Source organism: Corynebacterium sp. HMSC073D01 (assembly GCF_001815555.1).
Taxonomy (GTDB): Bacteria; Actinomycetota; Actinomycetes; order Mycobacteriales; family Mycobacteriaceae; genus Corynebacterium; species Corynebacterium glucuronolyticum.
Window position 1 is genome coordinate 2,193 of record NZ_KV821058.1, and the last position, 17,274, is coordinate 19,466.

The following is a 17,274-nucleotide window of genomic DNA, read 5'->3' on the forward strand; positions in this document are numbered from 1 at the left end:
TTCGCTCATCAGCGAGACTTCGTCTCTGACCCTACCCTATTTTTGGCTGTTGTGACCAGCGGGGATGGGAGGGGAATTCACACCTCGTAGTTTTGAACACAGTTTTGAACATCGTTTTCATGCAGGGTATCCTATTTGTGCTGGTCAAGGCTAATCACACTAGTCGGCCATTCAGACATATTTCGAACCACCCCTGGTGTTGTTTCAAATGCGTTAGGAAAATGGGCGCTGCCTGTGGTGGGGACCGAGTCACTCAATGGGGTTAGGGGAATATCGGTGGGGAAGTGATGTTATCCCGGTTTTCTACACGCATCTGCATTTACCGCCTGCAAACGCTCAGTTTACTGTGGCTTTTGGGAGAAGTGAAACGGTTCTCTGGAGTTTTTTCAAGAAAAGAAATTCCTTGAGAGGTTGGTGAGGTAGGGCGGAGTGCTCTTGAATTAGCTCAATCTGCCAAGACCACGACAGCCGATGATTTGGTTGTTCTTATCGCGTACGACAGGGAACGGGAAATAAAGGTCACTGCGGTTTGGCAGTGCCTGAAGCACGAGTTGGGAAACCACGTACACGGAATCGGGGCTTTCATCGGGCAAATTTTCGACAACAGAGCTGTAGCCAACCGAGAAGCAAGGAACGGTTGTGTCTGCTGTATAGAGAGGTGCGTCCTTTAACACGTGCTCCGTCACACGGGCAGGATGCTGTGAGCCGGGGAGTTCGAAGAGAACGGAGTTGTCCTCCCCAACGATCGTGATGGAATGCGGGGTGAGATTGACGATCTCAACGGTCATCGTAGAAGTCCTTTGCGGAGGCAGCGTGCAACGGCTTGTTGTTTGGTATCGCTCGCAGTTCTTGGTTAGTGCTGCTTCCCAGATTATCCAGACGATAGCAATACGTGAAGTGGCTTCAAAACCTCTGGCATTGCTGGTGGAAAACTAGACAGGGAGTATTGCGTATCTATCGAACTGCTATGGCTATTGTAGAGGTTCTCTTTTGGCTGCGCTATATGGTTGGTGATCATTGCAGCCGCGGAAACAGAATGGGACGAATGAGCATAAGTATGTCTATAGGGATCTCGTGGTGGTTTGGCATCTTGGTTGCTGTACTTCGGGCTGGGAAGTTGACTTTTCCCTCCTTGGTGGTGCCTTTTGGGAATCACAGAATCGCAAAAGACAAGCGATGATGGTTAAGTTATGGCAGGCTTAAAGACGACATTTATATTCGGCTTTGGCGCATGTCACAGCTTCTGAACGGAAGCGGGATGCTGCAGCATGTCACCGGTCATCGCCAGGAGAAGGAAAAATGGATACGCTCGTTCTGTTTGAGGGGCACCCCGCCGCCGTTTACCCGATGCTGTTAGGGGTTGAGCCAGGTAGTGAAGTCATTATTGCGCACACGACTGAATCGGTGGCGCAGGCCAACACAATGGTGGAATACCTGTCTACGACAGAACTGGGAGATCAGCTGCACTTCAGCCTCGTTGACGTCGGGGACTGCATAGATTTCGATGACTGTTACGAGCAACTCGAGAGGATTCAGCTCGTCGTACCATACTCGCTTTTCTACACTGACGGCAGTCGCGTCCTTGCAGCGTGTGCTATCTGGAAACACCTGAATGATCACGAGGGGAAAAACAACTACCTCCGGCAGTACCTGGATAACTGGACAGGGAACATTCTTCTGGACGATCGTCACGATGGTATTGAAGCAGTAGACGTCTCTCGAAATTTAGAGCTCCAAGACATGGTTGGCGTAACGGGGAGGGGGATAGAAATAGGATGGGGGCCGGTTCGCACGAAAGATCAGCGCAAGGGCTCGCGTGACGTGCGTGCTGAGGCATTCAACCATATAGAGCAGATTTCGTGGCAACTGCGGGAAAGACGACCACAACAGGGCCCGCAGGCGGAGCGAAGCATCAGAAGTGGCATCGAGGTTCTGGGACAGTACTTCACTGGGCTAAGTGATCCAGAACAAATAAATGAATGCTTCGGTGCTGGGTGCGAAACTGTCGTCGCCTGCCTGGTTGCACTGGCAGCAGATGAGGTTTTTGGAGAATCCGAACCGTACCATGTGTACGGTGGCGTAAAAATATTAGACCATGAAGCCGGAACGAACCCTTCTGGAGTGAAGGTTCTCTCCGAGTTTGACGTTGTTCTCCAGGTTCGACAACGCATTCTCCACTTCGAGGTGAAGCGTAGGGATATTATGGCAAGGAACCTCTTTGTGGATCGGGACGTGGTTGGAAGAAATGCCTTCGGACCAGAGGCCTTCATGTGGACTGTCGTTTTCCGATCGACAAATTGTCGTGTGCAAGACCAGTTGGAAGAACTAGAAAAACTGGGTCATGTGCGTGGCACGTCCCGGGATCGTTTCAACTTTGATGCCATTGCTTCTTCACCAGAGGTCATGAATTTTTATCACCAGCTAGTGGAGAAACTTCAGGACTTCTTCCTCAAGGTTGACCGCGTACACGAACCCGACATGAGCGACTATGCTTCCGTTGATGTTCTGAGTTGTGTGATGGGAATTCCCTCTGTGACACAGGCTCTGGTCGGCGAGATGGCACTCAAGTTCAGTGAAGAAGGCCAAGATCGTCCGGTTGTCGTGGGTTGTCTGACAAACAGTACGTTTACTGGATCCTTACCGGGGGACGTGGAGCGGGATGTCATCTCTATCCCCGCTCTCAATGCTCGTGTCTGCTACCGCGTCGCCAGTGGTGTGGTTCCTACCTATGTTGGAGTGACAGCGGGGCCTAAGTGGGCTATCGGGGGCTTTGTTCGCTATGCCTGGGAACACAACCGAATGTGTACGCGAGAACACAAAGAAGACTTTGCCCAGCTCGTCCATCTGGACAAAAAGCCACTTCTACTGACAGATGACACCTATGGTCGATGCATCCGTTTTTGGAGTCCGGAAACCAATCCTGAAGCGTATAGGAGGCAATATGAGGAGCCATTTAATGAGGTTGCGGGAAGTGGATACTTTAAACGGTTGTGGCAGAAGGACTTTGAAAGCCTAGATCCTGTTGCTCGGAGCGTCGCGTGGGCAGCTGATTATCATGATTGCGAAGTGTTCGTTCCCCGTGGTTCACAGAGGGGGAGGCTTCAGCATCGAAAGGACCACCATCGATCCAGAGTTGTCATAGATGCGCTCGTTCTCACCGGGCGAAATATGGCCGCTCTCGTTGCCGTCGTTGATCCCCATCGTAAACGCCGGAACGTTCCAAACACTGACGTTCGCGATGTGCGCTTCTGTATCGTTGAGGAAGAGGCCAAACTTGAGAGAATTGTTGGCAGTCTCAGCCGTGTTCTAGTCGTTGCTCCGGAAGAATATGTCGAAAACATGACCGATCACGGCAGTGGGAAAAGGATCGGTTCATACTGAACATTGCTCGCATGACAAATGATTGGCAAAGCATCCTTCACTACGGAAATGATGGTGCAGAACCCGTTCGCATCCCCGAGAGCTTCTGGGAGCAACTGCAATAGAGTATTGGTCTTTTCCTTTGCCGTGGAAGAGTGCACAAAATCTCCATTATGACTGTGAAGCAGCTGAAGTTTTGCTTGGAGTCTGGAATACTAGGATCTGTATCGATCGTTCGAGACTGCGATGCAACGGCTCCGCGCCGAGGTATGCGGTCTCTTCACTCGCAATTGAAGGATTCTGCTGATGGACACGTGACTTGTCGCTCTTCCACGGTTTAGGGCTTTTGCGACTTTGCACTCCATCGTGAGTGCAGTTAGCAGGAGTTTCTGCTGGAAGTGATGTGTCGGTTTTGCAGGTTGCAATTGCTCAGAGCATTTTCTATTACCTGTTGTTTACGTCCTGCTGGGTAAGGAGGGCGCATGAAAAATCTCGGTAGAAAGGAATCTTTGCATTGGCGAAGGGAAAAAGGGACACACTCGGAAAGACAGTTTCAAAGAGCAGGTATGAAAAACGCACCGAATTGCTGAAAAAGCAGGCTATTGCCGTCGGTTTGATCTCCGTTTTCGGAGGACTATGTGCAGAATATCTGGTTAATGCTGTTGCTTCATTATGTGGACGGGCCACAGATGTCGTCGATTGGGTTCATGTCTTCATTTGGTTAGGTGTCGTTCTTGGAGCATTGTTATGTCTGGGTCGGTCCCTCAGGGAACTCCAAAGTATGAACCAAGACATGGGGACGTACTACTACATCCACACGCAGTCCCCCACCTTCTTGGCGTGGCACTTTGACCAGGTCAGTGAAAACGTTCCTGACTCCATTGACTTCAAGGCTATAAACCGGTTTGTCGCTGCTCCTTCTGAGGGACAGCGCGTCTATGATCTGTCTGCTGAGTTGAAATCTATGTCAGGAGAGCTGGAACGATTGACAAACTTGGATGACGATCACTCAATCTTCAAGCTGGCACCTGACCTCCTGTGGCCACTTGCTTTTCGGATCGGCAACGAGTGGTATCCGCGGGGGATTATAAAATTTGTCGAACTCAATCCCGACGACAAACACAAAGTCGTGAACAACACCGAGTGGGAGTATAAGAACGAAAAACCAGAAGACTGGGACAACGCTGCGTCTAAGGCCGCCTCGTCACACTCCTGCTATTATCCTTCCTACGTTGACTACGCCCCACGTGAAAGCGTGGCAGAACCAGTTAGTATTCGTTCCGGCGCGGAACTCTTTGAACAACTGACGCACAACGAGGCTCCGAAGAGGGTCAAAGTTCACATCATGCTGGGCGAATTTCGGAATAATTTTGATCCTGCCTCCTCAGCGTCGCCACTAGTAGGGGAGAAAGTTGCGGTAGAAGGTCGTATTCCCGTTGGCGATTACGATGTTCTTCGCATTGTCGGGATCACCAATCGCGCGCCAATAGCTCGTGGTGAAAAGCGAGGAGAGGCGCTCCAGCTTAGGCGGGTGAGACTGGTTGGCGATACAGGCGAGGAACCACAAGCAAGGGCAGGGGAGGTCTATCAAGAAACCGGCGTCCACATCGTAGAAATGGGCGGAAACCAGCTAAGCCAACTGGTGGCGAAGGCCATTTTTGATGCATTGGAGGAGTTCCCCAACGCTACCATTGACCTACTCTTGCAGGTACCAAAATCGGTAGCTTTTGCATCCGGCATGCTCATCACGCGAAGGCGAACAACAGCACGGGATTGGAAAAATGAGCCGATGAACAAAGCTTCGGACTACTGGAGTCGGCTTCGTCTCGTTCACTACGACGGGATGTGTCACCCGCCGTGCAGCCACTGGATGATCGCTCATCCGATCGAAAAAGAGGAAGCGGAACGCGGCAAAGCTATGTATAAAGAGTTTCTAACATCCCCGCCCGATCCAGATCACCAGTCCTCAGCAGAAAATAGGAAAACCAGTGGAGTAACACATGCCTCAGACTAATACCAGCGGCCCACGTTGGGTTTTGCTTGAAACTGGGTCGAACCAGAAGTACATCTTTTCTACAACAAAACAGCGCCTTCAAGTCGCCGCGTCTGCGGCAATTTGGTCTCTTGGCTATGTATGGGTGAAAGAGGTGGCGCAGAGTGTAGCAGACGACCATGGGTGCGCATTCTACAACGCACTTGCTGAAATCGAGGATTACTTCAGTGGCCCCACCAGCGGAGCAGACGCTATTGTGCACGTCGTGGAGGCCTCCGGGAAGGCCTACCTTCTCGTCCCTACGCGCGAGGTAGGGGAAGAGATCATTAGTGGTATTACGCTGCGTGCAATTAAAGAGCGTACCGGCATCGACGTGTGGGGAGTTGTGTCCGATCCACTGAAAGCAGATTTCTCCGACGCGGCAGACAGACTGCGTGAGGCGAACATCAACCTGGAGGCGCAGAGGTACAAGCGCACACCACCTGTCGTGACAGATCCAGCGACACCTTTCCATGCGCGTTGCTCCTACACCAACGAGGTCGCAACAACGCGCGCCCCAGAGACGAGGAAAGATAGTGAGGGGTTTCTACGCAGTGCACGGGTGGACTACCTCTTTAACAGCGTGACAGATGCACGCAAGCGCCTTGAGGACAAGCTGATCCAGGATAGTGGCGGGTCGAAGGATAAATTCGAAAGAGCGCTGCTCCAGATCAAGGATCTCGACCAGGGGCTCACGGCCTCGTCGTGGGTGGGGGTTATTCACGCTGACGGCAACGGAGTGGGGAAGATCTTCCTCAATCTGGCAGAGGTGAAAGCGAATGATCCCGCGTCATCCCGGCCAGGCGTGGATTTCATTGTTTCCGAGGCACGGCTTTCTAGGGGGTTGGAAGCGATCACGTGGAAGGCGTTCGGCCGGACAGTAGATGACGTCGTCGGTGACATGGAAAACTGCCTCCTCCCGGTGATCGTCGGTGGTGACGATGTAGTCGTCATGGTGAGCGGGAAAATAGCAGTGCGATTCGCCGTCGAACTGACCCGCAACTTCCAAAGGATCGCCTTGGATGAGAAGGATCCCGATGCACGGGAGTTCAAAAAGGTTTTCGCTGATATCGACAGGGTTCTCGGCGCGCCGGGCGGGAATGTCGATGAAAACCAGAATGCCAAGAACCTGTCCATGGCCGCTGGTGTGCTGCTGACCAAAATTAAGCACCCCTTCCATCACAGCGTCGACGTAGCGGAGGCTCTCACGTCGTTGGCCAAAAACCGTACGCGTGCACAATCGTCTGTGGCAGTCCACGTGCTGTACGAGCCGTCGCTTCGCCCCCTCTCGCAGTTGCGGGAGGATGCCTCCATTAACGGCGCGTGCTATGCAGCGCAACCACTGGTCGCAGAAGGAGAAGGCATAGGAACTGCCGCAGAGCTTTTTGACATGATGGAGCATCTTCGCGCCGGCGAAGACGGAGTGAGCCATGGCGTGATGGGGCTCTTCCGCGAGGCGCTGACCGAATCATCGAGCGTCACGGAAGCAGCAAACAAGGTCCAGATAGCCAAAAATAGGGCAAGAGATTTGGGGATGCGTAGCAAGCTCGGCATCATCGAATCAATCGCCGTCGATACCAGCGGCGATGGTAACAACCTGTATGCGGAATCATCACCGACAACCTTCATTACAGCGATGGAACTCGTTGACGTTAATGAGGCGGAAAGTGCCGGGGCAGATAGCGAGGAGGAACAGTGAACGTAATGCGATGTGCGGTCACAGCGACCGCCGTTTCCGATTGGAGTATTAGAGCAGGTTACGGCCTAGCTAAGGCGATTGACTCGGCCGTGGTCCGCGACGTGGCAGGGCTGCCGTACATACCGGCGAAGACACTGGTTGGCCTCCTTCGTGAGAACTCCGAGAGATTAGCGGAGTCGTTCGATACTGCAGACCCCTCAGGAGATGCCGTCTGGCACGAGTGGGTGGACTTCCTCTTCGGTAGCCAGCCAGACCGTGGCGGAGTGAATCCGGCCGCCATTGTGGCTCCCGTTCCTGCTGCCCTGCACGCGGAATCCTTGCGCCTCATCGACACCGTCGATGGTTCCGGTTTGGCTGAGAACATCGGGGTGAGCCCGAGGGAGCTGCAGGAGGCGCTGACGGTCATCCGCAGGTCGCAAAAGGTTGATCCCGTTACCGGATCGACAGTTGACGGTAGCTTGCGCACCGAAGAGCGTGCGCGCGCCGGGCAGGTACTGAATGGAAATCTGTCGGTCACCGTCCCAGATGATGCGCAGGAAAGCGACCTGTGGCCCATGTGGCTATTACTCCACGCTGCCACGAAGCTGACGGATAGCATCGGCGGTAAGCGCCGTCGCGGTGCAGGAGAGTTCGTCGTCAAGGTGGACATTCCGTCGACAAGCACATGGAAGGTGGAAGACTACCTGGACGATAACGGCTTCCGTGAGCCAGTGCCACATCCTCCGCACGGTGAGCAGCACGGGGGTGAAAACGCCGTAGCAGACGTACTGGACCGAAGGCATCGGTATCGAGTTCTCGTGAATACGCGTTCTCCGATCATCGTTGGTCCCGTGAAGAAGGGGACCGTTGTCACATCGTCTACCTTTATTCCTGGCGGTGTGCTCCTCGGCATTGTTCAGCGAAAGCTCGGGCTACGGGGCGAGGATATTCGCAATAACAGGGTCGTCGTCACTAATGCGTACCCATCGCCTGATGGACAGGAAAGCACACCGTGGCCACGTGCACTAACACGGAAAAAGGGTACTACCGGTGCCATGCTCACCAATAAGTTCCGTTCCCACACGTTTGATCCAAAGCTGAAGCCAAGCACCGGTAGCTACGTTGTCGTAGCTGGTGCCGGTAAGGTTCAAGAGATCTCGGTCGACCTCGTCTCCCGTACGCACGTCTCTATTGAGGCGGAGCGCCAACCGGAATTGTTTGAGTACAGAGCGGTGCCGGCGGGAGTGCAGTTCCGCGCCGACGTACTGCTGGAAACAGGCGCGCACGCTTCGCCACATCCGGTTGCGCCATTCGAGGCACGGATCGGTACCTCCAAGAAGGACGACTATGGTCTGGTGACCGTTGACATCACTGAGGAGATCGTGGCCGATCCGCGTGCAGAGTCAGAAACCATTGCTTTCACCCTCGCATTGGAATCTGATGTGCTGCTCGTTGGTGATGACGGCAGCTATGATCCCACGACTGAGCGGCTCCTTCGCGAGCTTGAGAGGGTACTCGGCCTCGGTGCCGAGACACTCAGCATTCCCCAGCCGGTAAACACCGGGACGAGTAACGCGCTATCACAGATAACGGCCGTGAACAGGCAGGAATCCTGGCAGGCTCGCTGGGGACTTCCACGTCCGACGCTCATCGGACTGGCTGCTGGCAGTGTGGTGAAAATCGAGTCGTGTGAACCCATTTCCGCCAAGACACTGGCGAAGCTCCGGACAGGGATCGGGATCCGGACAGCGGAGGGCTTCGGCCAAGTCCAGGTCAATCCCCCATACCTTGCAGAAAAAACCGTTAGGGTGGTGACTCCGACTTCCGGCTCCCGGGACGAGAAGAATGCAGCGCAGGTGGATGATGCTACCCGCCTCACGATTATTACGGGCGTGTTGCGCGATCGAGCATCCTCCACCGCTCGTGCGTCCGGTACAGATGCCCAATCTATCCTGCCCTGTGGCATGACGAATACGCAGAAGAATAAGCTGCGTAACCTCACCATGAACATGGCTACGCCGTATGGGCAAAAGGCCGTGTCGAGCTGGTTTAAGAAGCAGAATAATACGTCCTTCAACGATCTTCAGCACCTGCTGACGTTGCCGTCGCGCTTTAGTGACTGCCACGATCTTCTCAAGGAGCTAGGGCGTGGTGAACGCGGGGAGCACGACAACCTTTTGAATAAGGTATTCGCACTCGCGCAGAGGGAGAAAGTGGATATTGGAGAGTTGATTGCCTCGATTGTGCAGCCCCTCGTCGTCAACATCGTGAAACAAAGCGCCCCAGCTTCGGGCGATGCGGAAGGAGAATCCGACCATGTTTAAGCAGATGGAGCTGACAGGTACCCTCGCAGTCCAGTCTCCACTCCACATCGGCTCCGCATCTGAGGGGGAGCTTGTCGACGCTACCCTCATGCGCGATGGCCTGCAGCGAATCGTCATCCCAGGCACGTCCCTCACCGGTGCGCTCCGCACCCAGTTCGACAGTCCCCTGTGGGGTCACATCGCAGGTGGGGATGAGGAAACATCAGCAGCCAGCATGATTACGGTCTTCGACGCGTTCACCGAGCAGACTCCAGAAATTGAAGTGCGGACGATGAACTCCATTGATCGGCGTACCGGAGGCGTAGCAGGCCACCACCTCTACGCCCGAGAGTACGTCCTCCCCGGTGTGACGTTCCGGTTCCGCTGCTTGGCGGAGTACACCGAGGACAACACCGCAGAGATGGAGGAGCTCATCCAGCGAATACGACACAGGCTGGAAACACATGGGATACAGGTGGGCAAAGACAAGTCGAAGGGGGCAGGTTTTCTGCAGTTGGAGAATGCCGGTCTCGTCCGTCGCTCATTCGACCCGCAGCATCTTCTTCGTTCGCTGAGAGGCGGGGAGCCAGTCGGTGACGATACCATCGCGGATGAATCCGGCAATGTGGTGTCCATCACCATCCCGTTTGAGCGCGAGGGAGCTCTTTTCTTAGGCGAGAAACGAGATGGTGCCGCGGTCCAGATCGTCCCCTTGACACGGATGTTGCCGGATGGAGTTCACTTCCTCCTACCAGCAAGCTCCATCAAGGGCGTGTTCAGGAACCGGGCCGAGTTCATTGCCCGCACCGTGACCGGTACTCCGGTGCCCGACAACTTCCTCGATCAGGTCTCCCAATCAGGTCTTGTGCAGGTAGCAGACCTGTTCGGAAATGCGTCGGTCACCACTCCAGACGGCTCGACCCACCCGGCAGTACGCGGAGCACTGACCTTCCATGATGTCGTCTCCGTTAATTCCGTTGATCCAGTTCTCTACGCAGATATCGTGGATCGAACGAAGGACAACCGGGACGGTGACCCCGCGGAGACCGAGCGTGCCGATGCCCATGGCATCAACACCTGCGTCGAAAAGATCAATGCCCAGTGGAAGAGAAATGAAACGACAAAGAATGACTTTCTTCACGTCGCGTGGAGAAACTCCGTCGATCGCTTCTCCGGAAACACGGTCGCCGGCGCACTGTTTTGCACACTAGAACCCCACGTCACGTGGAAGCCGATGCGACTCACGCTAGACATGGATCGGCTCACGACGCTGGCGCACGGCGATGAAGACAGAGTGAAGGCAGCCTGCGCGCTCCTGCTCTTCTTGCTTCGAGATCTCGTGGAAGGCTATCTGCGCTTCGGGGTGCAAACCACTCGTGGTAGCGGCGGAATCCTTGTCGATCCAGAAACTCTGAAATTAAGCAGCCTTTTCTCAGCACTGGCGGCAGATGCGGAAAAACCAGAAGAACCAGTCAGCTTCCGCGACCTCCTTTTTGGCGGCGACTACGAAAACGCCCGCATTGAGGCGGCAACAGGTTGGGAGTCAGCCCTTGCTACGCAAGAGAAAGTGAGCAAATAATGGCAACGACACTTTTCCACGCTGCGGATACGGCTAGCCAAGGCGGATGCGCGACAGGCATTATCTATAGTCCGGAAGCCGCTTACTTCGTCCGCTACGACGCAGAAAAGCGGGTGTGGCTCCGCTACGCAGAAGAGGCGGAGTCAGGCGAGGTAGCAGCCTCATTCGATACCGCATTCGAAGCCATCTTCTTCGGCGACGCGCGTCAGGTGACCTGGCGTCATGAAAGCGACGGCGAGGGAACCAGTTTCGTGTCCGAAGACCCCACTGATCTGGAGTCGGTGGACCAGCAGCAGCTGTTGTGGGGCACTGCCGTTTCGGGCAGTAAGAGTGAGAACTGGACGCTCACTACGGATTCCCGTATCGGCGCTCTTGCTATACCGATCGGTGGCGTGGAGCCAGGGACCAGTTTGTGCCTGGTACAACGAACCCACATCAAAGTCGGTGAATACGGAAATTGTTACCCGTATAAATCGCGACTTGTCCATCTCACAATCCACAAAGATAACTAGAGAGAGGAACGGGAAATAACAATGGCGACTAAAGGTTTTATTAACCCATACAATTTCGTTTCTCTCCCCGGCCGCAATTCCGGGAACGACCCCTTCCGTGATGCCCTCCCCAACCCCCACGGAGTGGCTTCTGGGATCTCGGGCAGCGTTACTGTGGAATTCACCGCGCTCACTCCGCTGCTGCTGCCGGTGGAAAGCCCGCGCCCCGATGGTGAAGAAGGCCCGTATAAGGAAACACAGACCGACGCTGCCGGACACCCCCTTTTTCAGGGCTCCAGCTTCAAGGGGGCACTCCGCTCTGCTTACGAGGCCATTACCAATTCAAGGTACGGCACCTTCGACAAAGAGACGCATTCCCAGATGTTGGCTGGGCGTGATAGTGCTGAGGATGGTTCTCACGTTGAGCCAGCAGTTGTGAAATCCGTTAATCCTAAGAATGGGCGCGCCACAATTGCCATCCTGAAAACAAACAAGCGCCCCGGATCGTATCTTGCTGCCAAGATGTTGGTTAGTGAGCAATCACGGTTCTGCCGAAGCGTTGGTGTCGATGATCCTCGTGCCTTAGATGGTGAGAAAGTTGTTGCCATTATCGCTCCTGGTAAGAACGGTTTGCGCGTGAAAGAAATTGCACCAACTGAACAGGCTGATCCACTGAAAAAGAAAGTAGATCAGCCTTCTGATGAAGCAGTTGTGGAGGGGATCATTCACTGGACTGACAGTAAGATTGGAGGGAAAAAGAATGAACGATTGTTTATCACGTCCACCCTCCTGGACGAAAGCAAAATTGTGTTAGGCGCTGTCAAGGGCTATGGCCCAGCGCTTCCGTCAAATGGTGAAGTAAACCTCCTCGAATTGGCTCCCGAGATGAAGGTGAAAATCGAGGACTGGGATCGAGTTATCCAGTCATATCGAGACGCCGCAGAAGAATTCGCTACTACTATTTCTGGCACTGGATCCTTCCCGGGAACCTATGCCGACCCAGAGGGAAGCGAATACGCCGACCACTGGAAGCTGAAGGTTGGCCGCACTCTTTGGTATAGCAATGGCAAGTTGTCTCCGTCGATGATCTCGCGTGAGCCATTTGATAAAACCCCTTGGGATCTCATTAAGGACACGGATTATCGGCCAGCAGAGCGCGTTGAACAGCTCTCAGCTGCCGACCGGGTTTTCGGCTGGACCTCCTCCAGTAGTAATGACGTCAGCTCCTACAAGGCGCAGGTCAGTGTGGGAAGCGTGGTATGTGTGGGGAATCCGGATAAGGAGATCATTGAGTTTGACAAACCACTAAAGCTCGCTGTGCTCAATGGAGCGAAGACGAGTAGCCACAGTTTTTACGTCGCCAACGGGAAGTATAAGGAAAACAGTAAGCTCCGTGGGCGAAAGTTCTATGTCACTCATCGTGGGCGCCTTGTCGAAGACGGCAAAAACAGCCCCTATTGGGATAACCCCGATTCGAAGAGGTACAAGGAGTACATGTTCCCAGAGAGCCCTCAGGACGAGGGCGAAGAAGCGAAGGCCAACGCAAAGGTGGCATCGTCCATTGGAAGTTGGGTGAACCATGGCACAACATTTCGCTGCACCATCTACTTGCACAATCTGGATGAAAACGACGCAGCAGCATTGGTGTGGCTGCTCGACCTGAGCAATAACAAGTTGCCGATCGAGGGGAAAGATAAGCATCCTGCCTTTCTGCTCGGTCTAGGCAAGCCCCTTGGTTTTGGGGCCACCCGTCTGTCCATTGTCCATACAGACCTGCACCGTGAAGAGCAGATGAGGGAACGCTACGCTGTAGATGCTCTAATAGCTCCTACAGAGCTGAAGGTGAATCAACCAGCGGAAAAAGACGATAACCGCTTGGGAAAGCTAGGCGAGGATTTGAAGTCTCGCTTTGATGCCTTGTACCGAGACAGAGATGCGCACCCCGGTCTTTACCAATCGGTAACAGAGTACCTCCTCATAGCTCATGGTTTTGGTAAGAAAATACGTGTTCACTACCCACGTTTGGATCAGAAACCAGCGGGCAAGCAGTTCGAGTGGTGGCAAGAATCAAAGGGAGAAGATAAGAGACTGTGTCAGCTCGACATCCAAACTGGTACGGATCCTCTTCAGAAATATCCTTCAGATTACGGGCAATAAACTCAAGGTGCGAGACAATAATTGAGTAGTTATCGGCGCGTCTGGTGTAGTGCAAAACCGGCCGCTACGTGGACTAGGGCAGGAGTGAGTATTAAATGACCTACGTGCGGTCTTGGAGGATCATCTTCGGGAATGTTGATTCCAGGAAGGTGAAACTCGCTCACGTGCATGCGGCGGTGTCACGAGTGCTGGATACTAAGCACTGGAGCAACAACAAACCCTGGTCGATAGGAATGGTGAAAAATGAGGGAAGCGGTGTCGCTTCCCTCCGGATTTCCACTGTAGGCGATGCACCGGCTGATGCTGTTGTAGCGACCTTCTACCCAGGGCAACAGTTGCGCTTTGGTGCACAAGAGGCCATGGTGCTCTTTCCACCCCGGTTGGAAGCGGAAATTGACGAGTCTGGTCTCTGCGCCATTCCGGCGTGGATCACGGTCGGAGTCCGCTTCTGCACACCGACGACGTTTCGCGTCGGTTCCAAGACCACGCCCCTTCCGGACCCCACCCGAGTCTTCCACTCATTGTCCTCGCGCTGGGAGAAGACCTTTGGCCACCGGCTTGTCGATGACCGTGAGGAAGAACGGCGTGACATCCTTCCTGCCGCTTGGGTCCGGGATATTAACGGTCGCAATAAGGTCTTCAACCTCGGAGGAAAACTGACGGTTTCTGGTTTCGTCGGAGAAATGAGCTACGAGTTTGGCAGTGAAAAAGCCTCCCAAGTCTTTTGCTCGCTGCTCGGTTTGGCTGGGTTCATCGGGCTTGGTTCCTACACCACTCGTGGGCTCGGGAGTATCGAATTGCTTGACTAATGGTACGGCTTCTCGACGCGATTTCAGATTCAACGAACCTCTGGGAGGCGTGGATCGATGTTCGGCGTAACAGCACAGATGATGGCCAGCTATCCCCTGCAGTGAAGAGGTTTCAGCAACATGCCGAAAAGAAGCTGTCCACGCTTCACCTTCAGCTACGGAAAGAGAAATATAAGCCCTCGCCCTTGCGTCGAGTACTGATTCCCAAAGATGACGGTGGGGTGAGAAATTTGGCTGTGTCCGCCGTACGGGATCGCATCGTGGAGCGATGCATCGTTGACCAGTGTGCCCACTTTATCGATGCCGGGGCTGATCCGGCAGCGCATGCTTATCGGCCGGGCAGGGGAGTGCATACAGCTAGTGAGGACGTTGTCGCCTTCCGAGAAAGTGGATTCACGTGGTGTGCGCGAATGGATATTGACGATTGCTTCGACAACGTCCCCAACGATTGCGCCCTTAGCGCAGCCCTGCCCTTATTGCCTGATACGTCGATCAATTCAGTCATCACCACGCTCATGCAACGCCCCGTTTTGTCGCCTGCGGGGCAACCAACAAAGGCCTACGGAATCCCCCAGGGATGCGCCTTATCACCTCTGCTACTCAACGTCTTCTTGCAGCCCTTTGACGAGCGCATCCAGGAGCAGGGCTTCGGTCTTGTTAGGTATTCAGATGACATTGCGCTCTTCGGCAGAAATGAAGCTCATATTCGTGAGGGAATGAAACTAACTCGTAGGTTCTTGAAGGAAAGCAGTATGAAGTTGAACGTTGAAGAATGCGAGATTATGGACTTTTCCAAAGGATTTACCTTCCTGGGGGAAGAGTTTGGCCCAGTTCTTCCTACCAACCAGGAATTTGAGCGAATTGAGGATTCCCCGAAGAAGGCTTTGTACGTTGCCAAACAAGGAGCGCACATCCGCATGCACCGAGGCAGGATTATCGTGAGCGACCGCGAGCGAAAGGAGCTCCTTAGCATTCCGCAGACCCAGGTTGGGGCGCTAGTGTGTTTCGGCTCTGTAGGCATTACATCTGGAGTTCGGTCATTTGCCTTGTATTCCGACGTTCCTGTGAGTTTCATGTCGAGGCGAGGCTCCTACCTTGGTGCCTTGGCTCCTGGATCAGCTACGGCTAAGTTAGGACGATTGAAAAAGCAGCTTGATGTATCCAATGACACCTCATTTCGTCTGCTTTGCGCGAGGGAATTCGTTGATTCCAAAGTAAGCCACCAGATGACAGTGCTTCGGAGGCTAGCGTCACCGGAAAATCCTGAGGAAGTCCGCAAGGACTTAGCTGCGATGAAGAAATTGCGGAAGAAAATTACACACGTCTCCTCGGTGGAACAGCTCATGGGCATCGAAGGTGCTTCAGCGCGTCATTACTTCCACGCCCTCGCCCTGGCCGTGCCAGAAGATTTATCATTCACCGGTCGGAACAGGCGACCTCCGCGGGATGTTGTCAATGCGGCTTTGAGCTACGCTTATGCTGTGCTCACCTCTGAGGCGACATCAGCAGTGATCGCAGCTGGGTTGGAGCCTGCTTGCGGAATGCTGCACGCGGAATCAGGTTCACATGCGCGCCCGAGCCTGGCGTTGGACCTCATGGAAGAATTTCGTCCCTACGTCGTCGATCAATCGGTGATCCAGTTAGCCAAATCGGGGAGACTGAAGGCTGAGCATGGAATCCCCGATCCTGACCGTGCGGGTGGAGTACTCCTAAATAAGAAATGTAAGAAAATCCTCCTTAAGACCTACGAGAACAGAATGCTACAAGTGCGTTCCGGCGCAATAGAGAATTTCAAAGGAAGCACCCGTCGCCTGCTCTACCGGCAGGCAGAACGTCTCTGCTCTGCAATCGAAAGCAATGACCCAACCACGTTTACTGGATTCGTCTGGCGATGAAATACCTCTGCTGTTACGACATTTCCCACAGTGGTCGTCGCGCACGCGTTTCCGCCTACCTCCAAAGCGTGGGCTACCGCATCCAGGAATCGGTATTCCTTGTCGAGTTACCCAGCGACCAGCGTGCCGTGCACGAACAACAAGTCGTTGAAATGTTTGATGAAAGCAGCGATCGACTACTATGGTTGCCGGTGTGCGCAACCTGTTTTTCCAGTGCAGGAAAACATGGGCAGTTTCACATTGATAGCGGAGAACGGGGGTGGTTCGTAGTATGACAAAAAAGTTGAGTAGTGTGATTGGTTCTGACCAGGACTTATTAGGGTATCCTGTGTTAAAACATTGTTCAAAACTGTGTTCAAAACAGAGAGGTGTGAATTTGCCTTGTATCTCCGCTGGTCGCAAAGGCCAAAAATAGGGTAGGGTCAGAGACCAAGTCTCGCTGATGAGCGAATTGAAATTCAGATGCCGCCTTGAAACTGCGAGAGAGTCAGAGACCAAGTCTCGCTGATGAGCGAATTGAAACGGGTTGGCTTTCTTCCAGTTGAGACCAGGAAGCAAGTCAGAGACCAAGTCTCGCTGATGAGCGAATTGAAACACCCGCGGCCACAACTGGGGCGAATCATGATGGTTCGCGTCAGAGACCAAGTCTCGCTGATGAGCGAATTGAAACGGGGTAGCTACTGTGCCTTACTGCTTACTCAGCAGCAGGGTTAGAGACCAAGTCTCGCTGATAAGCGAATTGAAACGTGATGTAGTCTTCCGGAGCGTACTGTAACGGAGTGCCTTCGAGTAGCGGTCGCGGGTTGGTCGGGTAACAGTTTGGGGGCTACCCGATAACGGTTTGGGGTGTATCGGGTAGCGGTGTTTTCCAGTGGGTTTATTGTTGCTGGATTCTGAGGTTAGGGCCGTTGAGTTCGATGGTTTCGGCTCCTCCGATGGGACCCGACCCCTTGGATGTGGACACCTGGGG

At 53.9% G+C, this 17,274-nt stretch carries 11 protein-coding genes; 10 read left to right on the top strand and 1 reads right to left on the bottom strand.

Annotated features, from left to right (window positions below):
• Window positions 1-440: 440 nt before the first annotated feature.
• Window positions 441-788: a hypothetical protein gene (locus HMPREF3044_RS08145; RefSeq protein WP_070740707.1), complete on the bottom strand. Its 348-nt coding sequence runs from the start codon at window positions 786-788 to the stop codon at window positions 441-443.
• 511 nt (window positions 789-1,299) lie between these two features.
• Between HMPREF3044_RS08145 and HMPREF3044_RS08150 the strand changes: the two genes are divergently transcribed.
• The 10 genes from HMPREF3044_RS08150 to cas2 all read left to right on the top strand — a co-directional run bounded on the left by HMPREF3044_RS08150 (window position 1,300) and on the right by cas2 (window position 16,579).
• Window positions 1,300-3,381 carry a hypothetical protein gene (locus tag HMPREF3044_RS08150; RefSeq protein WP_070740709.1) on the top strand — a complete coding sequence of 694 codons (2,082 nt, stop codon included), beginning with the start codon at window positions 1,300-1,302 and terminating at the stop codon, window positions 3,379-3,381.
• A 493-nt stretch (window positions 3,382-3,874) separates the two neighbouring features.
• Window positions 3,875-5,374: a hypothetical protein gene (locus tag HMPREF3044_RS08155; RefSeq protein WP_070740712.1), complete on the top strand. Its 1,500-nt coding sequence runs from the start codon at window positions 3,875-3,877 to the stop codon at window positions 5,372-5,374.
• Complete coding sequence (locus HMPREF3044_RS08160; RefSeq protein ID WP_141759661.1) at window positions 5,361-7,091, top strand: Cas10/Cmr2 second palm domain-containing protein; 1,731 nt, start codon at window positions 5,361-5,363, stop codon at window positions 7,089-7,091. The genes HMPREF3044_RS08155 and HMPREF3044_RS08160 overlap by 14 nt, the downstream gene beginning before the upstream one ends.
• Window positions 7,092-7,096: 5 nt before the next feature.
• Window positions 7,097-9,394, top strand: a complete 2,298-nt coding sequence (locus tag HMPREF3044_RS08165) for an RAMP superfamily CRISPR-associated protein (RefSeq protein WP_070740718.1) — start codon at window positions 7,097-7,099, stop codon at window positions 9,392-9,394.
• Window positions 9,387-10,952, top strand: coding sequence for an RAMP superfamily CRISPR-associated protein (locus HMPREF3044_RS08170; RefSeq protein ID WP_070740721.1), 1,566 nt, complete (start codon window positions 9,387-9,389; stop codon window positions 10,950-10,952). Before HMPREF3044_RS08165 ends, HMPREF3044_RS08170 begins: the two co-directional genes overlap by 8 nt.
• A complete protein-coding gene (gene csx19 / locus HMPREF3044_RS08175) occupies window positions 10,952-11,464 on the top strand; it encodes a type III-D CRISPR-associated protein Csx19 (RefSeq protein WP_070740724.1) in 513 nt (170 codons plus the stop codon). Before HMPREF3044_RS08170 ends, csx19 begins: the two co-directional genes overlap by 1 nt.
• A 21-nt stretch (window positions 11,465-11,485) precedes the next feature.
• Window positions 11,486-13,600: a TIGR03986 family type III CRISPR-associated RAMP protein gene (locus tag HMPREF3044_RS08180; protein ID WP_070740727.1), complete on the top strand. Its 2,115-nt coding sequence runs from the start codon at window positions 11,486-11,488 to the stop codon at window positions 13,598-13,600.
• A 233-nt stretch (window positions 13,601-13,833) separates the two neighbouring features.
• Window positions 13,834-14,409 (top strand): CRISPR system precrRNA processing endoribonuclease RAMP protein Cas6, encoded by a 576-nt coding sequence (gene cas6, locus HMPREF3044_RS08185; RefSeq protein ID WP_168167244.1) that lies wholly within the window; start codon window positions 13,834-13,836, stop codon window positions 14,407-14,409.
• Window positions 14,409-16,304, top strand: a complete 1,896-nt coding sequence (gene cas1, locus HMPREF3044_RS08190) for a CRISPR-associated endonuclease Cas1 (RefSeq protein WP_070740732.1) — start codon at window positions 14,409-14,411, stop codon at window positions 16,302-16,304. The genes cas6 and cas1 overlap by 1 nt, the downstream gene beginning before the upstream one ends.
• The gene (gene cas2, locus HMPREF3044_RS13635; protein WP_083318141.1) at window positions 16,301-16,579 is read left to right on the top strand and encodes a CRISPR-associated endonuclease Cas2; all 279 of its coding nucleotides are present in this window, start codon (window positions 16,301-16,303) and stop codon (window positions 16,577-16,579) included. Before cas1 ends, cas2 begins: the two co-directional genes overlap by 4 nt.
• Window positions 16,580-17,274: the final 695 nt, after the last annotated feature.